The following is a 24,376-nucleotide window of genomic DNA, read 5'->3' as shown; positions in this document are numbered from 1 at the left end:
AAGTTCTGACGATGAATGTAGAATCCCCTCGCCTTTAGGCAGGGGAGTGTCAATTAGGCAGGTGGAGGTCGAAAGGTAAAACTATCTGTCAAACAAAGAATTATCAACCGAGCGCATTTTCGTAGAGCATATCATTCGTCTGGTTAAGATATTTCGAGTAGCCTCTGTTCATATTTCGCCTTAATCAAGAGAAATATGAACAGATAATTCTGACAATTTGTGGGTTAGTCAAGTTACGCATCGGGGCGTTAATATTACCGGTCTAATAGTTGCTAAGTTTGTCGCACAAAAATTATTCACTGAGCATTGCATATACTTATTTACCACAAAAACCATCACGCTTATATTTAACCAAAAGACTTACCTGCCCTACCTCCTGCCATTTTTTGAGTTCGTCGAACTCACGTTCTATTAGCTACAATGTAAGAAGCCTTACGAGACAAGAGATACTGACTACAAGCTCTTAGATAAGCACAAGACGACATAACAGTAATTATCCTGAATTATCCTGTAGTTATAAAGAATAATTAAAACTGCCATGAAAACTTTTGCTAATCTCCTGATATCGATAGTTATAGCTTCATGGGTGCTGGGAGTAGCTATCCTCTCAGTACAAAACGCTGAACCAGTCTCTTTAAAACTTCTGACTTTTCAGTCGATTCAAATTCCAGTAGGTATAGTGCTAGCTTTTTGTGCTGGTATAGGGATAGTTGGTGTAGCATTGCTGCAACCCCTGTGGGGTCTTGCTGGTTCCGAGCAAAGGAATTCGAGATTAGAAGACGAAACTGAATTTTTCGCCGATGAGGAGTTTTGAGAACTACTTCGTTTCCTGTCTAAGATGACCTATGGGAATCTGGTTTGATTTGGTGAGACCAGTGCTGCAGGAGGGTTTCCCTCCGTAGGCATCTGGCGAACCCGAAGGGTGAAATGACTTGCGTAGGGAGGGACCAGGGAACTCTTAAGAAGGCTATTTGAGGTGTAGGTAGCTGAGCAAAAATCTTTGGAGGAGTCCTATATCTTCTTCCTATGCGCCCTTGGCGCTCAGCATGAGCGTATGCCTGCGGCACTTGGCTTGGGCGAACTTTAAATTAGGTATTCTTCTGGCGGTTATCTGTTGAGCGTGAAGCGAAGCTATCGCAAGGCGAATCGCACCTATCACTTGCTCTGGGGCATCGCTGCGATTTGTTTGAACGTGCAAATCCCATGACCAACGTGAGTCGTTACTGTTCTCAATGCAAGTTTCATTAGACTAAGTTTAAAAAACTTAACGAAACTTTAGATAATTTGGCTTGAACTTTATGTGGAGTGAATTACCTACACTCTTCACAAGGCGGGGCAGCTTATACGATCAAACCTTCACCGCATTGGTTGATGTTTTTTGCCATCTGAGAGAAGTATCCAAAGTGGTTATATTGTCAATTTTTTGTTATATTAGTTAACAAGAGGACAAATTTCTAAATACTTAGAAAAGTCACTGCCAAAAGATTTATTTAAGACAATGACAATTCCAGTTTGAATTTTATTGGTTCTTTCACATCTCATTAAATTCACGCGATTTGAGGCAATTATGAGGGAAATTCCGATAGAACTTAGCTTAGAGCAAGAGTTTAGCCTGAAAACATACGAACAACAGGTGCAAGGACTGAATGAGAAGCAGGCTCAAGGGCTGCTTTTGGAAGTCCTGCGGCAGTTAATGATTAAAGAGAATGTGATTAAACACCTGATCGCCCAGATAGAGTAGTTCAAATGTTCATGGGCTTTTAGTCTAAAGTCCATAACCAAACCAGATCAGGACTAAGCATCCTGCATGAAGGCGCTTACGCCTCTACAAAATCACAAAATATATCTTGCCTAAACTTTTCAGACAATACGTCAGCCAAGGGATGGAACTGATAACTATCAAAGGGCTAAGAGCCAACTTTCCTTGGCTTAAACTTGACTTCAAAATATAGCAATTGTTACAGATTATTACTTTATTTCTCATAACTGAGACGCTCGCATACCTCTTCTTCTATCTTCAGAGATGTCTTGTCCAAAACAAGGTAAGAATTTTTAAAACAAGGAGAGTTCAATGCTCGACTCATTTTCCAGAGCCGTTGTCGGAGCAGATGCTAAAACTGGTACCCTAAGTACAGGTGAAATTGGCGCACTCCGTGGTTTTATTGCTGAAGGTAACAAGCGTCTTGATGCTGTCAACGCGATCGCCAGCAATGCTAGCTGTATCGTTTCTGATGCTGTCGCTGGGATGATTTGCGAAAACCAAGGCTTGATCCAAGCTGGTGGTAACTGCTATCCCAACCGCCGCATGGCTGCTTGTCTGCGCGATGGTGAAATCGTCCTGCGTTATATCACCTACGCTTTGTTGGCTGGTGATGCTTCTGTTCTTGATGATCGCTGTCTCAATGGTTTGAAAGAAACCTATGCGGCTCTGGGCGTACCCACCGGCTCCACAGTCAGAGCTGTTCAAATCATGAAGGCTAGTTCACTGGCTCACATCAACGACACCAATACAGAAGAATATGGTGGTAAGAGATTCCGCAAAATGGGTTCTACTCAAGGTGATTGCTCTGCTTTAACAGCTGAAGCAGCTAGCTACTTTGATCGCGTTATTTCTGCTTTGAGCTAAGCAATAGCCAAAGCAATTTAACGAACTGAATTGAAATAAACGCTTAAATATCTATTTCTGGAGATACCAAAACATGAAATCAGTTGTGACCACAGTCATCGCGGCTGCTGATGCGGCTGGTCGTTTCCCCAGCACCTCTGACCTAGAATCCGTTCAAGGTAGCATCCAACGCGCTGGTGCTCGTCTGGAAGCTGCTGAAAAGCTCGCTGGCAATCTCGACAACGTAGCTAAAGAAGCTTACGATGCTTCTATCAAGAAGTATCCTTACCTGAACGAACCTGCTGAAGCTAACGGCACTCAAGTTAAGAAAGACAAGTGCTTGCGCGACATCAAGCACTACATGCGCCTCATCCAGTACAGCTTGGTAGTTGGCGGTACTGGTCCATTGGATGAGTGGGGTATTGCTGGTGGTCGTGAAGTCTATCGCGCTTTAGAACTGCCCACCGCTCCTTACGTTGAAGCACTGAGATTCGCTCGTAACCGTGGTTGTGCTCCTCGCGACATGTCTGCTCAAGCTTTGGTTGAGTACAACAATCTCCTCGACTATGTAATCAACTCCCTCTCATAGGTTCATAATCTCTCATAGCTGATTGGACTTAGGTTCGTCAGTCCTGGGGATTCTTAATCTAGTGCTTTGCCCAGAAAGGTTAAGTATTGGTTTGAGAATCCCCAGGTTCATCTTTTTTATCAGTTATCAGTCATCAGTTATCAGTGAAGGAGTCGGAAGTCGGAAAACTAAATTCTTTCTTTCTTCCTTCTGAATACTGAATTCTGTATTCTGAATTCTTCTTCAAATTGATAACTGTTAACTGTTAACTGTTAACTGTTAACTAATAACTCATGGATAAGCGCTTTTCCAATCTTTTTGGATTAACCGAAGAACAAGCTATTAGCCTCTTGGATACGCCTCTAGACCAGTTGGCGGAGGATGACTCTCGCTACGTGGCTGCTTCCGAGTTGGTAAACTTCGCGACAGAGCGCTCAATCAACGCGCTGATTCGGGCAGTGCAAAACACCGACCCCTCCCTGGATAACCGCATCGTGCGACGGAAATCAGTAGAGTCGCTGGGGAAATTGCAAGCCAAGGTTGCTTTGTCAGCCATTCGCGCCTGCTTGGCAGATGAAGACTGCTATACCGTGGAAAATGCGGTATGGGCAATTGGTGAAATTGGCACCCAAGACTCAGATATCCTCGAAGAAATTGCTCAATTGCTGGAAAAGCCAGGACAAACCTATCGAGTGATTATCCATACCCTGGCAAAGTTAGATTATCCGCCAGCAGTAGAACGCATCCGTAAATTTGTGGATGCTACCGACAAACCCACAGCAAGTGCAGCTATCTCTGCCGTTTGTCGCTTCACTGGGGACTACTCGCCCATTGAGAAAGTGCTTGCCTTGCTCCAACACCCGAATGTGTATGCGCGTCGGTTGTGTATCCAAGATTTGATCGATGCTCGGTATTACGCTGCTATTCCGACTATTGCCCAGTGTCCGGTATCACTTGTGTTTCGTCTGCGCGGGATTCGTTTGTTGGCAGAAGCTGGTATTCCAGCGGGAGCGATCGCCTTTACAGATATTCAACCCTCACTAGAGCAAGTCATTTTTGACCATCCAAGAGATTTGAAGTTGGTACATGCTTACGAGCAGACTCCAACACTGGAACTTTTGATTAGAGAACTTTATGATACTGATTTTGGGCGTTGTTATCTGGCGACAAAGACTATATTAGAGGCGTATCCCGATAGTGCTGGTGAAGCCCTGATGGCAACCTATGCCGCTGAAGCTTACAATGACTACGGAGCACATTACCATGTGATGAAACTCTTGGGTTGGCTCAAGTATGCTCCGGGTTACGATTTGCTTGTTGAAGCTTTGAACAATCGCGAACCTCAGTTTCAGAAATCTCGGGCGGGGGCGGCGATCGCTCTAGGTGAATTCGGCGATACGAGTGCTATTCCACTTTTGAAAGCCGTTCTGGAGACAAAAATCTGGGATCTGAAGTATGCTGCATTAATGGCTCTGGAGAAACTCGGCGATACCAACGCTCACGCAATTGCAGCAAATGACCAAAACTGGTTGATTCGAGCCAAAGCAACTCACACTCCTGCATCCAGCAACATAATAAACCCATGACAGTAGATTCGCTATTTGAACAACTGAAACACCCCAACCCCCACCTGCGAGAACGGGCGATGTTCGAGTTGGCTGAAAATCGTGATGAAAATACGATTCCTCGTCTGATGAGTGTTCTCAATGATGAAGATGTCACCCTTCGTCGAGCAGCAGTCAAGACTTTAGGTGTCATTGGTGTAGATAGCGTACCATCTCTGGTAAAATCATTACTCAACAGCAACAATGTGACTGTCCGGGGTAGCTGTGCAAAGGCGCTGGCACAAATTGCGGTAAACTATCCAGATGTTCCCTTTCCAACTGAAGGTTTGCAAGGATTGCAAACTGCCATCAATGACCCCAATCCAGTGGTTCATATTGCAGCTGTGATGGCGTTGGGTGAGGTTGGTTCTCCTGCTTTTGATATCTTGGATGAGGCGCTGAAAACGACAGATAATGTAGCGGTGGCGGTGTCAGTCGTCAACGCACTCGCAGCATCGGGAGATGATCGAGCAATAGAAGTCTTGAAAGGTTTGACGAATGATGAGTCTGCTGATTCTTATGTACGGGAGTCGGCTGTGAGTGCTTTATCTCGGTTGGAGCAAGTTATTAATTTGAATGCTAGGCGACAACAGTGAACAGTGAACAGTGAACAGTGAACAGTGAACAGTGAACAGTGAACAGTGGTTAATATCACAACACATCCAACAACGCCTGCTTGAACTCCGTCGCACTCTTGAAGTAAATTTCTGGCTTCTCCACCAAAGCTAAATCAATCACCTCTGCCAGTCGTTGAGGTATACTTGCATCACGCTGGCTAATAGGTACGCAGTCATTTTCTAATACTGCTTTCAAGAGGTCTCTGTCAGTGAAATTACGAGGAAAAAATCCTGTCAGCATATAGTAGAGACAAGCAGCAGCAGCCCACACATCGACTTCTGGTTGAACACGCTTATAATTTAAGAGTTGCTGGCGACACATCAAAACGGGAGTACCTGCTTTATAACCTGTTAAAGTTTGACCCTCCGGGTTCGCCAGTCGCCTGGCTGTCGGGAAACCCTCCCGCAGCGCTGGTCTCACCGCTTAAACCTGCCAAATCAAACGCCTTTGATAAACCGTAGTCTCCGATTTTTACTGTGAGTTTACCATCAACATTGCCCAGAAAAATATTACTTGGTTTGAGATCGCGGTGAACCAAACCCCTACCTTTACCAAATCCACTATTACCTAATTTGACATTAGGAATTTCTGCGTTGTGGGTGTATTCTAAACCGTTTAAAACTTGGAGAGTAATTGGGAGAGCAATATCTATTGATAACTTTCCTCCCTGTCGCTGCATTAAGTCAGTAACAGTACCACCTTCACAATACTCCATTGTGAAAAAGAAAATGCTCTCGGAGTAACCATAATCAAGCAATTTCACGACATCAGGATGTCGCAACGCTTTCGTATTTTCTGTCTCCCGGAGAAACATTTGTATTGCCCTGTCATTTGCAGCAACTGCAGGTAACATAACTTTCAGGGCGACAAAATTGTTGGTTTGATTATGCTGCGCTAAATAAACTTCGCCACAACCACCTTTTCCTAATAGTTGGATAATGCTATAACCACGAATTGCTATGAGATTTTCGTCACCTTTCTCTGCTAAACCCAACAAGCGTTTAATCAATTCTAAGAAGAATGGTGCTTGTGTTGGGCGTTGGTTGACATGATGAATATTAACTGTACCTGGGATGAAAGGAGGAATTTTAAGTGATTCTAATTCAACTTAAACTCCAACGACAAACACCGTATTACCCAGTTTAATTTCATCTCCATCTTGCAAATCATACTCTGTTAATTCCAACTTTGCAGCTTCTTCTGGAGTTTGCTTTGATTGGCGTTGTCCAATTTTTTTACCATTTACGTAAGTTCCATTTCTACTACCAAAATCCCGCACGCGAATATCTGGCGGGTTGATATCTAATAAGCAGTGATAGCGGGAAATGGTAAGATGATCATCATCATCTGGTAGTTGCGGGTTCCAGTCTTTTGCTCTGCCAATTATACAGGTCGTGCGAGAGTCGAAAGTATATTGCCGTCCTGGTGATTTCCCTTGAGTAATTGTGAGGGTGACTTTGGCAGGCATTGGTAATTTTTATATGTATTTTTACGGTTTTTATTTTTTATTATAGTCATTCTTAGCTCCATCCTAGACTCGATATACAGTAATAATAACTTTCTTGAGATTGGTGCAAAATATTATAAGAAGATAAGCTGACAGACTTTGGGAGGAAAAATGAAAGCACAAGAAGTCATGGGAAGCGTTGACGAAAACGGTACACTGTGTTTGGATGAACCGCTGACAGTTCAAAAGCATAGCCGCGTTAAAGTGATTGTGCTATTTGTGGAAGATGAGATGGATGAAGATGATGAACCAAAAGAATCTGTGTTAAACAGTCTTCGCACTTCATTGCAAGAAGCAAAAGTTGGAAAAACTAAACCTGTTTCAGAACTGTGGGATGGAATTGATGCAGAGTGAACCACCCTCAGTTCAAGTTAATTTTACAGATGAATTCCAGCGCCGACTACGCACCCTATCTAAAAAGTATCGCCACATTCGATCTGATATTCAGCCGATAATTGCACAACTACAAGCAGGAGACTTTGTTGGCGATCAAATATCTGGAACAGGAAACACTGTTTTCAAGGTACGAGTTCGTAACAGTGATATCCAAAAAGGTAAAAGTGGTGGTTATCGCCTGATCTATTAGCTTGAATCACCTACAAGCATTATCCTCCTGCTAATCTACTCCAAAAGTGAACAAGCAGATGTTGAAGCAGAGGAAATTAAGTCAGTTATAGAAGAGTTTCAAAAAGAAGGTGGTAATAGTTCGTCTGAAGCAAATCAAGAATAATTGAAAAAATCATTATTTGAAGTTACCAAATAATAGTTACCAATCCTGATGCGGTAATATTTTGGTCACAGGTTAACAAAACAACAGTTTCTCCTTGATTGACCAAAACTATCGCAGTTGCAACAATTTGTCGGTCGTGCATTTCTGCAATAGCAGATAAATTGATAGTTTGTTGAATGACGTTTGTGTCTAATGGATATACTACAATACGAGTGTCCGCATTGACTGCTGAAAGTAAAGCAATTGCTGAAGAAATCGATGTTCGTCCACGTTCTACAATCCAAACAGCCTCAGCTAAAGCTGTAGCAGGTATAATTAATTGGCTCTCAGGATTGGAAAGAATTGTTTTCGCGTTACTTCCCAAGCGGGGATTACCTTCTAGGAACCAAATCAGAGCATGAGTATCAATAACATATTTCATTTTTATCTAAGACCAGTCTAATTCATCGCCAAAATCACCATGAAATTCTGCTATTTTGAAATCTTCTTCGGTTGATTGTTGATTGGAATCAGCGAACATACCGAAGTACATTATTTGTGGAGTGAATTGAACTGGCTTTGCTTCTAAAAAAGTAACGATGACGCGGCTTTCTACTACATCGGATGGTACTTCAGATAACTCAATCGCACCGTTTTTAAAAACTCCTTCAACTGACTTCAACATTACTACTAACCTCGCTCATTGGAATGTAGTTTGGAATAATGTAGCTCATATTGCGCTCCTGTTCAAATTATGGAACACACTATTGTGAGGGAATTTAAACTCGTTACAACACATCTAACAACGCCTGCTTAAACTTCCTTGCACTCTTAAAGTAAATCTCTGGCTTCTCCATTTTGATATATGATGTGTCTTGCTTAACCAACTGCGTATTCTGTAAACTGTCGCATAAAAGGCGAATGAAACCCAAGAACAACATCCTCTTTTGGTACACCCTGTTTGATTAATTCCTCTGCAAAATCAATTTCTGTACCATTATATTGAAGCCAAATCTTATCATTCTTAATATCGAAATGCAGCACACAACCGTACACTCGATGGCGATTTCGCCAACCAACATTCACTAATTGATAATGGTGATGTTCCGTATCAAAAATCATTTGTCTTTCTACGTCATCTCTGGTTGAAGCTTCATTAACGTAATCAGTAATCAATCGTTTGATAATTTCCCGATATTGAACTATCTTATCCATCGTTCAATCACTTCCTGTTCTGGTTCGTAAATCAGCAGCTTGAGGTTTTGAGATTGGATAACAATTTGAACTAGCTCAAGTTTAAAAAATGTTTCATAAGTGATGTTGGGAACAGCTAAAAATAATTCTCGTTCTGGTTGCTCTTGATTCAAGGCAGTTCGATAGTTAATAAATTGTCCCAAAGCTGTGTGAAACTGAGAAATCGCTGAACCTCCAATAAAACTTTTGACTTCAACGGCAATTTTTTCTCCTTCTCTCTCTGCTGCAATTATTTTTTCTGCACCTAAATCAATATAAATTTCAACTCCGCCGAAATCCAAATATATTGGATCGTCTGTAATCAACCATCCATCTTTTTCAAGTGCATGTTTGACTGCGTTGTGAAAGATATCTTTTGCAGGCATAGTGAAATTTAGTAGAAAATTGACCTGCAACGCTGTGCAAAATCATTATCTATATGATATCAATAACACCCCAAAGCCAGAACCCTCAAAACTTCGACCCAAAGTGACTCGTATATAAATCTTAATAAAAATCTGTAAGCCTTATATGTTAAATTCTACAAGTCTCGACGTGAGAGAAGAAGACAAAGAACAGGGTGCCGTGCTAACCACCCCCACAGACCCCCAACGGGGAGGTGTCCCTTGGGTGTGATCCTGTAGTCATAAAAAATATCGCCACTCCACCACTCTTCCTCCCCAAACACCAACCTCCAACCGACTGCGTCGGCAAAAGCTTCCCAAATCTTCGTGTCGTATTCTCTGGTTCCACCCAGACTTTGATAAATGCCCTTTTGCACAGAGAAGCCAAAGCGCCCATTGCTGTATTTTACCCACAATTGGTCAATTGTGCGGAGGTCTTCACAGGGAAAGTGATCAATATCTTCACCATTAAGCCAACCTTCTTTTTCTCTCCTCGCTACCGCTAGCATAACTCGCCTTGTTTCTTCATCAGCTTGTTTCCAATTTCCTGCTGTGAGTAAGTCACGCAGTTGGGTGTAGTCCATCTTCGCTGTGATTAACCTAATCTCATCATCTGATTTTGAATTTTTGGGTATAATTCCTTCTAGCCACTTCAAAATTCCTTGAGAAGACTGTTTTGAACTTACTACTGGGGTTGCAATATAAATTGATTGTTGATTTTGTATTTTCGGTTGTGGATTGGAGATTGATACTTGAGGAATTGGAGGATTTACTTTTCTGGGCATCACCAATTATAACCACTTCCGCACCGTCTGCACTCTATCTTGTGGTTCCAATGCCATCCCTTTGAGAATCGCCTCGTTTACTCTATGGCTAATCTCGGGGTTAAATTGCTTTGGCGGTGGTAATTCTTCATCCTCATACTTGCGACGAAGATCTGAAACTATTTCTTCGTCAGCAGCTTTGAGCGCATCAGCTGTCAGCAAAAAATACAACGTTGCGGCTAAAGCATAAACATCAGTATACGCACCAAAATTGCCCTTTCTTCTGTACTGTTCAATGGGTGCATAACCCTCGGTTCCATCACTCGTCATGCTGATGGATTTTTCACCAGTGCTAAACTGACGGGCAAGACCAAAATCAATCAATACTGCTTCTTGTTTGCCACGGCGCAAGATAATATTATGAGGCTTGATATCCCGATGTAAGAATCCTTGTTGATGGACATATTCTAAAGCTTGCCCAATTTGGTTAATGTAGCGTAAGGCTTCATCCTCTGACAATTGCCCACCCTCATCAACATAAGTCTTTAAATCCACGCCATCAATATATTCCATCAGCATCCCCCACAGTCCATCTTCTTGGATGACATCCTCAAATTTCACAATATGGGGGTGAGTGCATCGTGCTAACCGCGTCATCTCCTGGACAAATTTTACCTGTCGTTCCGAGAAGTCTTTTCTTATTTGCTGAATGTGGTTGAGGGTTTTCAGGACAAATAATTTACCCGTACGCTGTTCGAGGATACTGTAGGTAATACCAAAGCCACCGCTACCAAGGACTTTTTGAATGATAAAGCGTCCGTTTTGCAGTGGTTGATTGGGTGTCCAAATTATCATTGTTCCAGCTTGCGGTTTGAGATCAATATATATACTGAGCTTAATACGCTGGCGTGGAAAAATGTTTCCTGACAACATTCTTTGTGATTCAAGATGTGGCGAAGCCTATATGGTAAGGTGCTACTCGCTTTGATTTGCTTGCAACCAATTGAGCAAATCCTCCATCGCGGTAAAATCTAACAAGGCTTCACCAAGTTCTTCTAGCTGAGAAAGAGTGAGAGATTGGATGTGCGATCGCACTTCTAATGATAATTCTCCCACCCGTCTTTGTAATAGTCGTAGAATGAGCGTCTGTGTCTGTTCCTGTTTACCTTCCTGTTTACCGCGCTCATAGCCAATGCGCTCACCTGTAGTAACGTATCTCATAGTACGCTCCTGTTCAAATTGTTTGAACTGTTCCCAAAACTCTGCTTCCAACGCCTTTGGCAATATCATAACCCAATCAATAAATCGATATAGGTTACGGATATCCTGCTCTTGCAAGCCTAAATCATAGAGTCGGCGAATCAGGCTAAATTTCCAAGTTTTGCGTTCCTGGGGTTGTTGGCGTGTCTGTTGTGTTTTCAAATGCGCCATCACCACGGTTGCAAAAGGATTCTCACTTACTTCGAGTTCTGTCCAACGGCTTTCGTAGTCCAAAAGCTTGACAGTTCCAAATTCAAAGTTCAACCGAGTATCGGGATAACTATAACTGTAGCTATTTGGTCGCCATTGACGGTTAGCGTCACACAAAATTGCTAAACTAACAGCAGGCTGGTGGAAGCGGTCAAAAATCCGAAAGCTGTATGTAAACATCCGCTCTGCAAAGTTTTCTTCCGGTTGGGCTTGAATTTCGACATGCACCAATAACCAAAGCTCTTGTCCTTGGGTACGCCAAACTTTAACTAATTTATCAGCGTATCGTTTGCCTTGTTCGGCTTCGCGGGCAATTTGTTGAAATTCTTTATCCAGAAACTCGTAGGGACGTTCCCAATCAATCAATGCAACAGTTTCGGGAAAGAAGAATTGCATTGCTTGAGGAAAGTAAGCTTCTAAAACTTCTTTCCAGGGACTATCAAAATCGGTACGTTCATTGACATCGCTCATGAATTGTTTGTATGGATTGTCTTGCTTAACCAACTGCGTATTCTGTAAACTGTCGCATAAAAGGCGAATGAAACCCAAGAACAACATCCTCTTTTGGTACACCCTGTTTGATTAATTCCTCTGCAAAATCAATTTCTGTACCATTATATTGAAGCCAAATCTTATCATTCTTAATATCGAAATGCAGCACACAACCGTAAACCCGATGGCGATTTCGCCAACCAACATTCACTAATTGATAATGGTCGTGTTCTGTATCAAAAATTATTTATTTTTCCACGTCATTTCTGGTTAAAGCTTCATTGACGTAATCAGTAATTAATTTTTTGATAATTTCCCGATCTTGAATTCTTTTATCCATTATTCTACTAAACACGCTCATCAAACCTTGTGCGAAAACCACCGTATTTTAGCCAGTATTGTTTTAAGGTATGATGAGGCGTATGTAAACTTGCCTTCGCCCGATAAAGAATCACCTGACGATGATCGCCCATCCAGATTTTGCCAATGGGTTCAATGGATAATAACGCCCCTCCCAGTGCTGCAATACACTCTGAAAATCGTTCAACTGCACTGTAATCCACTGATTCAAAAACAAAAAAATTTCCGGAACAGATCAGATGTCGGCTCCGGATCCAGCATTGCATTTTTTTTTCAGCTTCCGGTGGTAACATCCCTATTTTTACCCCAGCTTCCGTTTGCTCACCTAAGGCGTTCATAAAACTGTTGCTTCAAAGACGATACTCGGGAAGTTCATGTGCAAAACTCTCCCGCTTTTCAAACTCCAACGCCCCAAACGTGGATCCCCAAACTTGTTGATGGGTATTAACATCCATACCTTTATCCAGGCTAACCCACGTTGTTGCTGTCAGCTCCACATCACTGATGAGATACGTTAAACAGCCCTTTCGCTCGATTAAGCATTTGTTCCCTGGCTCGACACTGCCTTGAAACATCTCGCCCTGTCGTTTGAAAATCATAGAGCAGTGATATCGTCGTTCGATACAATCTGGTGTAATAGTTCTGAGAATGCTTAATTCCCGTGCTGCTCCTGCATAGAGCAATGGATCGTTCAGACTGTAATTTTCTATATAAATTTGCTCTCCCTCGTCAATTAATCGATGCACTCCCTGACGATAGGGACTCCATAAGTCGTGATCGTAAACCTGTTCTGAGTAAAAACCAATCGCATTGAAAAACTCAAAGGGTAAGGGACGAAAAAAGATATGGATATGAGCAAATTGCTGAGGCTTGTGGTAGGATTGCTTGTAATTGCTGAAATCGCCTGCCATCCACTGAGCCAGCGTCGTTAAGTCATTGGCTTTTGCTGAAGTCATGATCTATCAGTTATCAGTTATCAATTATCAGTTATCAATTATCAGTTGTCAGTTGATCACTGTTTACTGTTAACTGTTTACTGAACTACTCGACGAACGAATTTCTGAGGCAAACGATGCAGTCACCACTCCACTTCCACCACTCGTTTTGATGAGTGACACGCGAAATCGCAAGTTTGGATTGGCAAACCAAATTTTCTCTTCAGCCGCTGCTCGATCATATGTCGTCAGCAGGACAAATGTCCCATCTTCTGTCAGGTGATAGTCACCAGCCGCTGCGATGGTTTCAGCGTATCCCTGATCTCTAAGTAATTTGCCCCGATTAGGGACATTAGGATCGGGAACTGGTACGAGTATACTACTCCCTTTCATCTGTGCGTCTTCATCCCAATCCGACTGTCCCTCCCAAGACATCCCAAAGGGAGACACAATCTGGCTTTGGTCAATATTGTATGACTTACACAGAGTCATGACATCCGGATCGTCAGGTGAGAGTGCAATAATATCAATCACCGATTGCACAGCTTCAAAGTGGCTAAATGCTAAATGGTGGGCGCTACGTTGCGATCGCCAACGCCCAATTGAAAGCTCAACAAACTGCGTAATATCCATCGATTTCATGCAATGAATTTTAAGAGCAACAGAACAACCACTAACTTTTTGGATATTTGTTTGCCACTTCGCCGGTGATTTTGAAACGTTCTGTAACTACTCCCTTTCTACCTAAAACATTACCAATTTTAAAAACGCACCAGAGCGCAGAGAAAATACGCAACGCTTTGGCAGAGGTAATTTTAGAGCATCGAAGGGAGTAATTACCAAAGACGCAGCGAACAGTTATCAGTGAGCAAGGTGATAACCCAACGGGAGAGCCAGCATAAGGGAAACCCAAAGGCAGCACTCTGTCTCACTGTTCACTGATCACTGTATTATGGTCTAAGCAACTTCAGTAATGCTGAGAATCTTGCCGCCAGTCTTTTGGATGTTCTGAATCTTCTGCGACATTTGGTTATAGCCAACTTTAAAAGTGACTTTGCCCTGATTCATACGGGGATTAGAACTACCCTTGGTAACAGTAATCCGGAAACGCTTGCCAGTATTACTGTAAGCTCCAGAGCCAGTTGCTGGGAATTTGATTTTTGTTGGGAGGTTACCTCCGACATCACTAATCAATTTCGCGTTTTTGCCAGCAGCATCATAGGCAGCAAATCCTCGATCTAGAGCGAAGGTGCGATTAAAGCCGACATTCTTAATGCCAGTTTGAGTACGATTGCCGCGTGAGGAAGGAACTACGTTTTCGCCAAAACTTTGGATATACTCATCACTGTCAATGTAGGAGTTAATCTCCGCTTCGTAGCCCTGCTCATTGTAAATGAGAACATGTCTAGAAATCTCAGTCTGATCAACAGGAGCGCGTCCTAACAGATGCTTGAAGTTCAATTCAATGAAACGGTAGGAGGATGAAGTATCAAAAAACAACGAGCGGTATAGTTCGGATTGGGCAATGGCTCTCACAAATCCTCGAACGGTAATATCACCATTGCGCAGCAAGGATTCTGCACTGGTAAGGCGCTGACTTTCCATAACATGAGCATTGCCTAGCACTTGCCGATACACTGCCCGAATGATCGTCTGTAGATCATCCTCTGAAGTGTTGGGGCGTAGTTCAACAGACTCTGCATCTGCAATCCAAAGTGCCATGGGAATTTCTCCTAATGAAGTGTTTATTGTTCAGTTTGATAAAGTTGAGAAATCATTCTCGTGATTTAATCGGTAAGCTGATTAGACAATAGGTTCAAAGCTATTTTTCAATTCCTATGGCGAATGATGAGTATGAGTGACATCCAATGGAACAGCTCAATTGGTCATTGCACATAGTTGCTAGCATAATCTTATCGAAATTTCAACTCATTAAACCAGAGGTTCAAGGTTTTTTTGATCACTTTTATTAAGACAGTTCCAAAGGAGCATCGCCCCTTGGGCAGATTTTTGTGCGAGGATGGCGTTTTAAGACTGTTTTGTCTGAGCACTTTTGGGCGATGCTTCCTTGACGTACCCTCTCCTCAAATCGAAAATTTGGGGAGGGAGATTGGGCAAAGAATTGTTTTGGGCAAACAAGGGCGTCTGCCCTTTGGGCAGACGCTGCTAGGCGTATCGCCTGCAAATACTCATCTCACAGCACGAGCAAAGCTCTCAAGAATTGCAAAGAACATGCCTGTGCAATTCTTGAAGGTTGATGCCTAGACAATCTCAGTGATGCTGACAATCTTAGCGCCGGTGCGGTTAATCCGCTGAATTTGAGGGGTCATCCGGTCACCAGGAACAATGTATTCGGTGGTGCTGACCCGACGAGGGCTATCAAACTTGGAACCCTGCACTAAAATCTTGAATTTCTTTTTGTTCGCTTCACCCGAACCACCGAGGTTAACATCTGCTGGTTTTATCTTGTTCGGGCTGTTGGTAGCGACTGCATAAACCAGTTGAGAGGATTTAACAGCGCTACTAATTTGAGAAGGACCACGATCCAGAGCAAACGTACGGTTATAGGTAACCTGGCTGCGCCCAACTTCCGTTTTCACCCCGCGATTGTAGGGTACAACATTTTCGCCAAATGCTGACTGGTACTCTTCGCTATCGATGTAGGAGTCGATTTCAGCGTCGTATCCCTTTTCCACACAACGAACGATGTGCTCGGAAATCTCCGCTTGTGACTGTGGTGGACGACCGAGGAAGTGCTTGAAATTCAATTCTATAAAACGATAGGGAGCACACGCTTCAAAATAACGTGAGCGGTAGAAATCCGACTTACCAACTGCCCGGACAAAGTCCCGTACAGAGATAGTGCTATCCTTCAATTGTGATTCTGCAGTCACCAAGCGCTCACTTTCCATCACGTGGGGATTGCCTAAAACCTGCTTGTAGACTGCCCGAATGACTGCTTGTACATCCTCCAGGTCGCGGGTGGACCAGAGTTCTATTGGTGCTATTGTTGCCATAATTTACGCGAATACTCCTAACACTTGTTTTGCTCAGAATTCAAAACTCACTTTATACTCACCGATTAGCAACTGAAGTACCCCAACCTACTTTGCGATGCCTTACGGTACGCACTCGATGATTGCTGCGTAGAGGTTAGGGCTTCCAGTTTCAACTGCTTAGGATAGCTTTGGGAACAAGTCGCTCCCTTATTCTGGGGTTTGGGAAAGCGCCCCTAACTCTCGAACAAGGGGGGTGTCGAGTGTACAAGCGCGTCTTTTCCCCATGAGCGATACGCCTAGCAGCGTCTGCCCTTTGGGCAATCGCCCTTGTTTGCCTAGAGGGATTCGGCAAAGAATCTCTCTCCCCAAGTCTTCGATTTGGGGCATAGGGCTCCTCCAAAGGAGCATCGCCGTGGCTCAACGGGCTTACCTATTCTCTAAGTCTGGTGTTATCAACAAACTGCTAATCGCTGATCGCCATTTTTGCTATACAGGCGTGATACTAGCGATGACACCGCCCTGTCTGTGAATCCGTTGATACTCTTCCGAAAGCTTATCGAACGGTACCAAGTAAACCTGATTGCTGCGGCGGAACTTGGAAACTCGGTTAACCGCATTTGCTCGGTAGCCAGTGACTTCGATGCGGTAAACTTTACCTTCTTCGCTTGCTCCCACACCAAGACGAACACGTGAACTGACTGGCGGGTTGCGGAAAGTGGTTCCAGGTGGAACCACAGGGGTTGGAGTTGCATTAATGACTAGTGAGTTGAGTTTCGGAGACTTACCTGCCAAATCTGCCTTGAGAGAGCTAGTGGAAGCACCCCGCACCAACTGGAAGGTATGGGTAAAGCCTATCATGTGGCTCAATGCTTCGGTCTTGTAGCCTCTGATGTAAGGCACGAGGTTTTCACCGAAAGTGTTCTGATATTCGTCACTGTCAAGGTAGGAGTCGATTTCAGCTTCAAAATCACCCGCATCCAGGATGGCGCTGTGAGCCTTCATTTCATCGTAACTGTTGGGGGCACGACCGAGCAAATGCCGGAAGTTTAGCTCGATAAAACGATAGCGGGGAGTGTCACCAAAACGGGAGAAGTAGAGATCGGACTTTGCTACAGCCCGAACGAACTCACGAACACTGAGTTCACCACGTTTGAATTGTGATTCTGGCACTGTCAGCCGCTCACTTTCCATGACGTACGCATTACCCAGCACTTGCCTGTAGACGGCTTTAATGAGGGTTTGTGCTTCTTCTTCAGACAGACCTGGAACCCACTCAAGTGGAGGGGTTTCCTCAAATAGGCTAACTCCTAAACGTGATGCTGGTCCAAAAGGCATTAAGCAAATCTCCTGGTGAACAACATAATGAGAAGTGATTATCTCAAAAGATTAAGTAAATTAAGAATTGCTTTTTCAAGCAACAAATTTAGAGTTGAGAGTTATTATCGACTCTAGGAGCTAGAAAAACTCTCAATCGTGTGAGTTTTTTAACTTTATACCAAGGTTTTACACCTTGCACACCCTCAATCTTCATATAACGTTGTAACCAAAAAGATTAAGAATCGTTAAGTTTTATTGTGTAGATTAGTTACATCAGTTTGACATCACTGAGACATCATCAAAATGCAGTCAATCGCTGTTGCTGAAAGCCGCCATAGTCATAACGGAGGAGATTTTGTATTTTCATGGACTATTGTGGCATCCAGGACTTTAGTCAGCAAGCAGGCGATACGCCTCTGGCGTCTGCCCTTTGGGCAATCGCGCTTAGGAAGTATTAACGTTTCTTAATTCATTTTTCAAGTTTCTGAGAATTTTAAGGAACTGTTTTTTGTTCAACTCCAAAGCCCACCAGTAGCACTTCTTGTAGGGGTTGTCCAACGCTTGGACGGCGATAGTTAATAATCTGGCGGATGCGGAGATTTGGGTTAATCAACGTGAGTTCGACGAACAAAAAAGCCGTCCAAGTAAAACTGGCAAAGATTAAAAGAATCGGCTAGTCACAGAAGTTTCAGATTTTATTGTCCTCTAGTCGCGTGGAGATGTACCTAGCAGCGCCTTGAGCGACACTCGTCGGGAGTCTCAGCCGTAGATGACCCCCCCTACTCTCTACGCTTACCGTGCCTGTCTTCTTCATACGTCCACATGAGTGTAGCTGGTCGATAGCTAAAACTCACGAGACTTAGGTGTTGACTACGATATCAGCAGATTAGCAAAAGTTTTCATGGCAGTTTTAATTATTCTTTATAAGTTCAGGATAATTCAGGATAATTACTGATAAATTATTATTACCTAGTTTTTCTGTAGTTTTGCTGGCAATGAGCCGTCTTATCTAAATATGACTAAAGTCGAGTACAACTTACAGAGTTATTTAGGAGAAAAAAAATATGTTTAAAGGCGATGTACCTCGGCTTTCGACTATTAGGACGCATCAGAGGGTATCTGAGGTGGGTTGGTTTGCCGATCTATGCGGGGGTGACACTGATCGTTTAGGAAAGCTTGACCCCTCTCGGCGCAGCAACTACGAACATTGCCGTGATATTGTGCTCACAGCAGATGCGTTGGGCTATAAGAACATTCTACTGCCTACAAGCTATATGTTGGGTCAGGAGGTGTTACCTTTTGCGGGGGCGATCGCATCCCAACTCCAACAAATCAGTTTACTCACCGCAATACGCACAGGCGAGATCCACCCTCCTATGCTCGCACGTCATCTCTCGACGTTAGACCATCTTTTACAGGGACGGCTCACCGTAAACATCATTAATTCTGAACTCCCTGGTCTTGTTGAAGACCCTGAATATCGCTATCAACGGTGTAAAGAAGTGATCCAAATTCTTCAACAGGCGTGGACGCAAGAAAAAATACACCATTCAGGAGAGATTTATCGCTTCAGCTTACCGAGTTACCCAGTCAAACCGTATCAGCAACATGGCGGACCACTGCTTTACTTCGGCGGTCTATCACCAGGTTCTCGCGATGTGTGTGCTCAATACTGCGATGTTTTTCTGATGTGGCCCGATACTGAAGAAGGTCTATTTGAAAGTATGCAGGACCTTTCAAAGAGGGCTGCTGCATATGGACGGCGTATCGATTTTGGACTCCGCATTCATGTGATTGTACGCGAAACCGAGGAAGAGGCGCGTTTATGGGCAAAAACTTTAATATCGCAACTCGATGCAGCTCGCGGTGTACAGTTGAAATCTCGCGCACAAGATTCTCGCTCCGTAGGCGTCCTGAAACAGGATACCCTGCGAACAGTTGCTGACTCTGACGACTACATCGAGGGGAACTTATGGATGGGAATAGGACGAGCGCGTTCTGGGTGTGGAGGAGCACTCGTGGGAAATCCATCTCAGATACTTGAACGACTGCATCGTTACTTGGATATGGGAATTCGAGCATTTATTTTCTCTGGCTATCCCCTGATTGAGGAATCTCACTATTTTGCCAAGCTTGTGTTACCTCATCTACCGAATATTAGACTTGCAGAGCTTCAAGAACGGTTACCCACAGGTCAGCCAGTGACACCTCTGACAACAGGAGAAGTACGATAGGGATGCACGCTCTTACAACGCGCTTTTGCCTTATTCGCTCAGTTGTATGATTTACTGTGCATCTAACCAAGCTTGTAAATCCGCCAAGTTGGTAAAATCCAACAGGGCAACGCTGAGATTCTCAAGCACTCCTAAGGGTAAATGAGAAATTGTTGCTTGCATTTCCTCAGAAAGTTCTTGCCCAAGGCGCTTAGTCAACAGTCGAACAATCAATTTAACTGTTGCTTCCTGTTGTCCTTCTTGTCGTCCTTCTTGTCGTCCTTCTTCCTTAATTTCTTGATAAACTCTCGTTTGCTCTAAAGTTATTCCCAGCATAACTTCCACCTCGGCTCGGCTTAATTGTTCAAATTTGTACACCATTATCGTCGTTATCATTTCTATTATGGCGCGACTTGATGCTTGGGACTGTTCTTGACGTGTTCTGGTGAGCAAATACCTGGCTTGTTCTGGTGCTTGGTCTTCTGCTACCGTAGTTAGTACCATTAGGGCTAACAACAGAGGTAATTGGCGAATATCTCCTAATTCATCCAAGTAAACACGATGCACTTGTTCGCTATTCAATAGTGCTCGATAGGGATGAGTATCGCTTTGTTCAGTACTACGCGACGGGTAGATGACTACAGCTTGCCAATCACTGTATCTGACGCGATTGCGATAGAAGTACAATAATGACTCGGCAAATAGCCTTTCGTAGAGTCTTTCATCTTTTTGAAATTGGACTTCACTGAAATACACAATTCCTGCATCAGTGGTATCAGGTGGAAGAAACACGCCGTCAATTTCAAATTTCGGTTCCTTAACAGCCACTGAATCAAAGCGGTAATTGTCAGCATTGGCTGGGGGATTTGCCAATAATTCAAATAATAGGCTTGGGGATTGTTGAAATAGTTTGTAGAAAATTGAGTCTCGACGCATGGAGGCGTTGCGGAAAATTTATTATGCCTCATCATACGTCTTTGTAGGACTTACACCACAAATTTTATTCATGACTAAGTTTGTCATGTGGTGGTATCGCTTCCCCTAATATCAGTCAGAATTTAGGGCAGAATTTAGGGGTGGAGGAGCTGCGTTTATTCTGCACTAACACCCCACACCCCTATACTGACAGAGAATAAAATTTATTTAATGATAAGAAGCCGCATATTCAACCAGTTGACCGAGACGCTGACGTAAGGTTTCTAACCCTAAACGCTCGCTCGCGGAAATAAACACCGCTAGGGGAAACTCTTCCTGCGCTAATGCTAAGTTTTTGCTATCTACTTCATCAATCTTGTTAAAAACAACTAGCGCGGGACCCGGAGTGATGGGCATTTGTGAGAGAATTTCTCTGACAGAGCGAATATGACTCAACCAAGCAGGATGAGACAAATCTACCAAATGCAACAAAGCATCAGCTTCTGTGACTTCCTCTAGGGTGGCGCGGAACGCATCCATTAAAGATGCGGGCAGTTCGTGAATAAACCCTACTGTATCTGTCACCAGAATTTCTTGAGGTTCATCCGTTTCGGGATGGGGAATCACCAAGCGGCGTGTGGTGGGGTCGAGAGTGGCAAATAACTGGTCTGCTGTGTAAACCTCAGCATTCGTGAGAGTATTGAGCAAGGTAGATTTGCCAGCGTTGGTGTAACCAACAATAGCCACTGACGGAACCTCCTGATGTTGTCGCCGCTGGCGCAACCGCTCCCGATGTGCTTGTAGTTGATTCACTTCTTGTTGTAGTCTGGAAATACGCCGCCCAATGCCACGGCGTTCTGTTTCTAGTTTAGTTTCACCAGGACCACGAGTCCCAATACCACCCCCCAGCCTGGACATTGCTTGACCTCGACCAGCCAGTCGTGGTAGCATATATTCTAACTGTGCGAGTTCAACTTGCAATTTACCAGCACGAGATTGAGCGCGTTGAGCAAAGATATCCAAAATCACTTCAGTGCGGTCAACTACCCGAACTCCAATTTGCAATTCTAAATTACGAACTTGTGTGGGTGAGAGATCGCGGTCGAAAACGATGAGGTTTGCTCCTAGGGTTTGAGCAGCTACGGCGATTTCTTGGACTTTACCTTCACCAACAACTGTTTGAGGATGAATGCGCGATCGCTTCTGTCGCATCATCTGCAACACCTCTCCCCCAGCCGTATCCACCAACCGTGCCAATTCTTCCAAGGTGTCTTGGAATTGTTGGGCTGTCGTATCATCAGTCATAACACCAACAATCAGGACGCGATCATGATCGGTGTCTACATCTTGGGCGACAAATTCCCGCCGGAACTCTGCTTCGAGTCCTTCCACCAACTCCATCAAGTCCTGATTTGTCAGCATATCCACACTCATGGGTGGCGAAACGCTCCAACTTGTGTATGGAAGGTTGTTCTTTTGTTCTTTACCCTCTTTATTCTCCCCGCCTGCAGGTGGAAGATGAGAAACTTTTTCCATTGCTGAGCTGCTGATCAGGGCGCGAGCGTCTTGGGGTGTCAAATGAGCTAAGTAAGCTTCCTTGACATAGCCCGTCGCGCCGCCACCGCGTCGTTGAAATCCTGTTCCGGTAATGTTTAGCATCACTAAGGCATCCAATCGTTGCAATGCCATAGCAGTCAGCGCCGCTTCATTAGGCGGTTCTGGCTTTAGCTGAGTGGCGATGCAACGAATACCGCTCAATCGTTCTGCGCCATAACGGGGTAATTCCAAAGGTGGAATTTGCGTTTGGCGCGGTGTACCTACCCCTACGCGGATGACTTGTCCGCGACGGTTGAGGTAAGCACACACAGGCTGATTGATTTCAGTGCTAATTGCTGCCAGTCGCTGGGAAAACTCAGGCGTTGTGATGCGATCGCCCGATATGCGCTGGTGGTACAGTCGCTGTATTTGTTTCAGCTGACTAGACTTTAAACCTTGGAGATTACCAAAGATAGTCTCGATAAGCATCTATGACCAGTAATATGGTCCCCCGAATCCTACTTCCTCTATTTTATCTCACTGTTTTTGTGTCAAAACTCTTACTTAAGGAGGATGCTTTTTACTTGATTACTTTAAATTCATAAAACGCTATGTTGTATGATATGAGCCTGTACCCGATAGAGCAATGGTAACAACACGCATCCCCTCAGAATCAAGGGTTGTTTTAAGAAACATTAGCTGGCAGACCTTTGAAACCATGCTAGCAGAAATGGGAGAAGACCGAGCCTCCCGACTGACTTATGACAGAGGTACGCTGGAAATTATGACGCCACTCTTGCCCCATGAATATTGGAATAGATTAATAGAACGTCTGATTTTTGTTCTTGGGGAAGAGTTGAATTTAGAAATTCTTCCTACAGGTTCCACAACCTTGAAACGCGAAGATTTGCGGCGTGGTGCTGAACCCGATAGCAGCTACTACATCCGCAATGAAGCACGGGTGAGAAACAAAACAGAAATTAATTTAAATAACGATCCGCCACCCGACTTAGTGGTAGAAGTAGATTTGACCAGCTCATCTCTGGATCGATTCCAGATTTATGCTTCTTTAGGTGTTCCTGAACTTTGGCGTTATGACGAAGGTGTGCTGCACATTTACCAACTGCAACAAGGGGAATATGTCGAGTGCAATAATTCGCCTACTTTTGCACAATTGTCTTTAATTGAAATTCCACAATTTTTAGAGGAAAGTCAAAGAATTGGAGTGATGGGAATGACGCGGAATTTTCGGAATTGGGTGAGGGAAAGGATTTAGGTAATCAAACAATTGTTTAGTTTTAAGTAGCTCAACTTCGGGTTAAACTAAAGAAAGCAATCATAATCACCAAGCAAGTCCTATGGTCAAAATTGTGCAAGCAACCTGCACCAATGGTGAATTAGTTCTTAGCGAAAAGCTAAATCCTGAACTGGAAGGTAAAACCGTACAGATTATGATTTTTGAGCAAAGCGAGTCTCGTGAGACAATAGATTCTAGGGAAACCAAAATTCAGGAATTTTTAGCACGAGTTAATAAGTATTCTTTTGAAATCCCTTCCGATTATAAATTCAATCGAGAAGAAATCTATGATAGATAAAATTTTTCTGGATACTAATCTCTGGATTTATCTTTATGCCAAAAATCCACCAGAAAAATATCAGAAAATTGAGCGAATTATCAAGGAGGATTTGCCATTAATCCAAGTGAGCACTCAAGTTTTAGGTGAATTCTTCCATGTTTTAACCAGAAAAAACTTTACTTCCAAAATAGACGCGATAAATATTATTTCAAATCTCATCAGCACTTTTCCTGTTCAGGCAATTGATACACCACAAGTTTTAAAAGCTTTGGAAATAAATGGAAAATATAACTACTCTTATTGGGATAGCCTTATCATAGCTACAGCTTTACTAAGTGACTGTTCCATGATTTACTCAGAAGATATGCAGCACAATCAGTTAGTAGAAAACAAGGTAAGAATTATCAATCCATTTTTGTAACGCAATCGCACGTCTAAAATAACTTTTCTCAAATCTTGCGTCTGCGTTTTCGTCCACCAAGAAATAAATTTCTTGGCTCAAAGATCAAGTAAGCTAAAGCTCACTGGAGACATAATATTTCAGTCTGTT

General features: G+C 43.5%; 30 protein-coding genes and 2 pseudogenes. 12 read left to right on the top strand and 20 right to left on the bottom strand.

What is annotated here, in order from left to right; genetic code table 11:
• The first annotated feature begins 538 nt into the window (after nucleotides 1-538).
• The 6 genes from DP116_RS00375 to DP116_RS00350 all read left to right on the top strand — a co-directional run bounded on the left by DP116_RS00375 (nucleotide 539) and on the right by DP116_RS00350 (nucleotide 5,373).
• Complete coding sequence (locus DP116_RS00375) at nucleotides 539-814, top strand: lipopolysaccharide assembly protein LapA domain-containing protein (protein WP_169153272.1); 276 nt, start codon at nucleotides 539-541, stop codon at nucleotides 812-814.
• A gap of 753 nt (nucleotides 815-1,567) precedes the next feature.
• A complete protein-coding gene (locus DP116_RS00370; protein ID WP_063772984.1) occupies nucleotides 1,568-1,741 on the top strand; it encodes an NblA/ycf18 family protein in 174 nt (57 codons plus the stop codon).
• Between the two features lie 330 nt (nucleotides 1,742-2,071).
• Nucleotides 2,072-2,626 carry a phycoerythrin subunit beta gene (gene cpeB, locus DP116_RS00365; RefSeq protein WP_169153271.1) on the top strand — a complete coding sequence of 185 codons (555 nt, stop codon included), beginning with the start codon at nucleotides 2,072-2,074 and terminating at the stop codon, nucleotides 2,624-2,626.
• A 73-nt stretch (nucleotides 2,627-2,699) separates the two neighbouring features.
• Nucleotides 2,700-3,194 (top strand): C-phycoerythrin subunit alpha, encoded by a 495-nt coding sequence (gene cpeA / locus DP116_RS00360; RefSeq protein ID WP_169153270.1) that lies wholly within the window; start codon nucleotides 2,700-2,702, stop codon nucleotides 3,192-3,194.
• Nucleotides 3,195-3,466: 272 nt separating this feature from the next.
• Nucleotides 3,467-4,759: a C-phycoerythrin alpha-cysteine-82 phycoerythrobilin lyase CpeY gene (cpeY, locus tag DP116_RS00355; protein ID WP_169153269.1), complete on the top strand. Its 1,293-nt coding sequence runs from the start codon at nucleotides 3,467-3,469 to the stop codon at nucleotides 4,757-4,759.
• Nucleotides 4,756-5,373 (top strand): HEAT repeat domain-containing protein, encoded by a 618-nt coding sequence (locus DP116_RS00350; protein ID WP_169153268.1) that lies wholly within the window; start codon nucleotides 4,756-4,758, stop codon nucleotides 5,371-5,373. The genes cpeY and DP116_RS00350 overlap by 4 nt, the downstream gene beginning before the upstream one ends.
• A 55-nt stretch (nucleotides 5,374-5,428) precedes the next feature.
• On the opposite strand, the gene DP116_RS28855 is transcribed toward DP116_RS00350, so the two are convergent.
• The 3 genes from DP116_RS28855 to DP116_RS28845 all read right to left on the bottom strand — a co-directional run bounded on the left by DP116_RS28855 (nucleotide 5,429) and on the right by DP116_RS28845 (nucleotide 6,863).
• Nucleotides 5,429-5,716, bottom strand: coding sequence for a hypothetical protein (locus DP116_RS28855; protein WP_246275421.1), 288 nt, complete (start codon nucleotides 5,714-5,716; stop codon nucleotides 5,429-5,431).
• 19 nt (nucleotides 5,717-5,735) lie between these two features.
• Nucleotides 5,736-6,404 (bottom strand): serine/threonine-protein kinase, encoded by a 669-nt coding sequence (locus DP116_RS28850; RefSeq protein ID WP_246275420.1) that lies wholly within the window; start codon nucleotides 6,402-6,404, stop codon nucleotides 5,736-5,738.
• 99 nt (nucleotides 6,405-6,503) lie between these two features.
• Nucleotides 6,504-6,863, bottom strand: a complete 360-nt coding sequence (locus DP116_RS28845) for an FHA domain-containing protein (RefSeq protein ID WP_246275419.1) — start codon at nucleotides 6,861-6,863, stop codon at nucleotides 6,504-6,506.
• A gap of 150 nt (nucleotides 6,864-7,013) precedes the next feature.
• Between DP116_RS28845 and DP116_RS00340 the strand changes: the two genes are divergently transcribed.
• Together DP116_RS00340 and DP116_RS30080 are read left to right on the top strand one after the other, a co-directional pair.
• Nucleotides 7,014-7,256 carry a type II toxin-antitoxin system RelN family antitoxin gene (locus DP116_RS00340; RefSeq protein WP_169153267.1) on the top strand — a complete coding sequence of 81 codons (243 nt, stop codon included), beginning with the start codon at nucleotides 7,014-7,016 and terminating at the stop codon, nucleotides 7,254-7,256.
• Entirely contained in the window at nucleotides 7,246-7,488 is a 243-nt protein-coding gene (locus DP116_RS30080) for a type II toxin-antitoxin system RelE family toxin (protein WP_339381514.1), read from the top strand. Before DP116_RS00340 ends, DP116_RS30080 begins: the two co-directional genes overlap by 11 nt.
• 166 nt (nucleotides 7,489-7,654) lie before the next feature.
• Here DP116_RS30080 and DP116_RS00330 read toward each other — a convergent pair whose 3' ends face one another.
• The 15 genes and pseudogenes from DP116_RS00330 to DP116_RS00250 all read right to left on the bottom strand — a co-directional run bounded on the left by DP116_RS00330 (nucleotide 7,655) and on the right by DP116_RS00250 (nucleotide 18,216).
• Nucleotides 7,655-8,053: a type II toxin-antitoxin system VapC family toxin gene (locus DP116_RS00330; protein WP_169153266.1), complete on the bottom strand. Its 399-nt coding sequence runs from the start codon at nucleotides 8,051-8,053 to the stop codon at nucleotides 7,655-7,657.
• 6 nt (nucleotides 8,054-8,059) lie between these two features.
• Nucleotides 8,060-8,296, bottom strand: coding sequence for a hypothetical protein (locus DP116_RS00325; RefSeq protein ID WP_169153265.1), 237 nt, complete (start codon nucleotides 8,294-8,296; stop codon nucleotides 8,060-8,062).
• Between the two features lie 194 nt (nucleotides 8,297-8,490).
• Nucleotides 8,491-8,826 carry a XisI protein gene (locus DP116_RS00320; RefSeq protein ID WP_169153264.1) on the bottom strand — a complete coding sequence of 112 codons (336 nt, stop codon included), beginning with the start codon at nucleotides 8,824-8,826 and terminating at the stop codon, nucleotides 8,491-8,493.
• Entirely contained in the window at nucleotides 8,814-9,230 is a 417-nt protein-coding gene (locus DP116_RS00315) for a XisH family protein (protein WP_169153263.1), read from the bottom strand. Before DP116_RS00315 ends, DP116_RS00320 begins: the two co-directional genes overlap by 13 nt.
• A 155-nt stretch (nucleotides 9,231-9,385) precedes the next feature.
• Nucleotides 9,386-10,867, bottom strand: a pseudogene (locus DP116_RS30075) (protein kinase domain-containing protein).
• A 120-nt stretch (nucleotides 10,868-10,987) separates the two neighbouring features.
• Nucleotides 10,988-11,953 carry a DUF4351 domain-containing protein gene (locus tag DP116_RS00300; RefSeq protein ID WP_169153260.1) on the bottom strand — a complete coding sequence of 322 codons (966 nt, stop codon included), beginning with the start codon at nucleotides 11,951-11,953 and terminating at the stop codon, nucleotides 10,988-10,990.
• 25 nt (nucleotides 11,954-11,978) lie between these two features.
• Nucleotides 11,979-12,314 (bottom strand): annotated as a pseudogene (locus tag DP116_RS00295) (XisI protein).
• Nucleotides 12,315-12,321: 7 nt separating this feature from the next.
• A complete protein-coding gene (locus DP116_RS00290; protein ID WP_048868635.1) occupies nucleotides 12,322-12,672 on the bottom strand; it encodes a hypothetical protein in 351 nt (116 codons plus the stop codon).
• A 12-nt stretch (nucleotides 12,673-12,684) separates the two neighbouring features.
• Nucleotides 12,685-13,290: a chromophore lyase CpcT/CpeT gene (locus DP116_RS00285; protein WP_169153259.1), complete on the bottom strand. Its 606-nt coding sequence runs from the start codon at nucleotides 13,288-13,290 to the stop codon at nucleotides 12,685-12,687.
• A 69-nt stretch (nucleotides 13,291-13,359) separates the two neighbouring features.
• A complete protein-coding gene (locus DP116_RS00280) occupies nucleotides 13,360-13,911 on the bottom strand; it encodes a phycobiliprotein lyase (RefSeq protein ID WP_246275418.1) in 552 nt (183 codons plus the stop codon).
• Between the two features lie 315 nt (nucleotides 13,912-14,226).
• Nucleotides 14,227-14,991: a phycobilisome rod-core linker polypeptide gene (locus tag DP116_RS00275; RefSeq protein ID WP_169153257.1), complete on the bottom strand. Its 765-nt coding sequence runs from the start codon at nucleotides 14,989-14,991 to the stop codon at nucleotides 14,227-14,229.
• Between the two features lie 539 nt (nucleotides 14,992-15,530).
• Nucleotides 15,531-16,286, bottom strand: a complete 756-nt coding sequence (locus tag DP116_RS00270) for a phycobilisome rod-core linker polypeptide (RefSeq protein WP_169153256.1) — start codon at nucleotides 16,284-16,286, stop codon at nucleotides 15,531-15,533.
• Nucleotides 16,287-16,475: 189 nt separating this feature from the next.
• The gene (locus DP116_RS00265; protein ID WP_169153255.1) at nucleotides 16,476-16,655 is read right to left on the bottom strand and encodes a hypothetical protein; all 180 of its coding nucleotides are present in this window, start codon (nucleotides 16,653-16,655) and stop codon (nucleotides 16,476-16,478) included.
• Nucleotides 16,656-16,754: 99 nt separating this feature from the next.
• Nucleotides 16,755-17,603, bottom strand: coding sequence for a phycobilisome linker polypeptide (locus tag DP116_RS00260; protein ID WP_169153254.1), 849 nt, complete (start codon nucleotides 17,601-17,603; stop codon nucleotides 16,755-16,757).
• Between the two features lie 475 nt (nucleotides 17,604-18,078).
• Nucleotides 18,079-18,216 carry a hypothetical protein gene (locus tag DP116_RS00250; RefSeq protein WP_211172991.1) on the bottom strand — a complete coding sequence of 46 codons (138 nt, stop codon included), beginning with the start codon at nucleotides 18,214-18,216 and terminating at the stop codon, nucleotides 18,079-18,081.
• Between the two features lie 433 nt (nucleotides 18,217-18,649).
• Between DP116_RS00250 and DP116_RS00245 the strand changes: the two genes are divergently transcribed.
• A complete protein-coding gene (locus tag DP116_RS00245; RefSeq protein WP_169153252.1) occupies nucleotides 18,650-19,819 on the top strand; it encodes an LLM class flavin-dependent oxidoreductase in 1,170 nt (389 codons plus the stop codon).
• A gap of 51 nt (nucleotides 19,820-19,870) precedes the next feature.
• Here DP116_RS00245 and DP116_RS00240 read toward each other — a convergent pair whose 3' ends face one another.
• Together DP116_RS00240 and hflX are read right to left on the bottom strand one after the other, a co-directional pair.
• Nucleotides 19,871-20,734 carry an Rpn family recombination-promoting nuclease/putative transposase gene (locus DP116_RS00240; protein ID WP_169153251.1) on the bottom strand — a complete coding sequence of 288 codons (864 nt, stop codon included), beginning with the start codon at nucleotides 20,732-20,734 and terminating at the stop codon, nucleotides 19,871-19,873.
• A gap of 207 nt (nucleotides 20,735-20,941) precedes the next feature.
• Complete coding sequence (gene hflX, locus DP116_RS00235; protein ID WP_169153250.1) at nucleotides 20,942-22,738, bottom strand: GTPase HflX; 1,797 nt, start codon at nucleotides 22,736-22,738, stop codon at nucleotides 20,942-20,944.
• Nucleotides 22,739-22,895: 157 nt separating this feature from the next.
• Between hflX and DP116_RS00230 the strand changes: the two genes are divergently transcribed.
• From DP116_RS00230 to DP116_RS00220, 3 genes are all read left to right on the top strand, one after another.
• Nucleotides 22,896-23,525 (top strand): Uma2 family endonuclease, encoded by a 630-nt coding sequence (locus tag DP116_RS00230; protein WP_169153249.1) that lies wholly within the window; start codon nucleotides 22,896-22,898, stop codon nucleotides 23,523-23,525.
• A gap of 82 nt (nucleotides 23,526-23,607) precedes the next feature.
• Nucleotides 23,608-23,844 carry a hypothetical protein gene (locus tag DP116_RS00225; protein WP_169153248.1) on the top strand — a complete coding sequence of 79 codons (237 nt, stop codon included), beginning with the start codon at nucleotides 23,608-23,610 and terminating at the stop codon, nucleotides 23,842-23,844.
• A complete protein-coding gene (locus tag DP116_RS00220) occupies nucleotides 23,834-24,247 on the top strand; it encodes a PIN domain-containing protein (protein WP_169153247.1) in 414 nt (137 codons plus the stop codon). The genes DP116_RS00225 and DP116_RS00220 overlap by 11 nt, the downstream gene beginning before the upstream one ends.
• Nucleotides 24,248-24,376 lie beyond the last annotated feature (129 nt).

The organism is Brasilonema bromeliae SPC951, from assembly GCF_012912135.1.
Lineage (GTDB): Bacteria > Cyanobacteriota > Cyanobacteriia > Cyanobacteriales > Nostocaceae > Brasilonema > Brasilonema bromeliae.
This window is presented reverse-complemented; position numbering and strand designations above follow the sequence as displayed.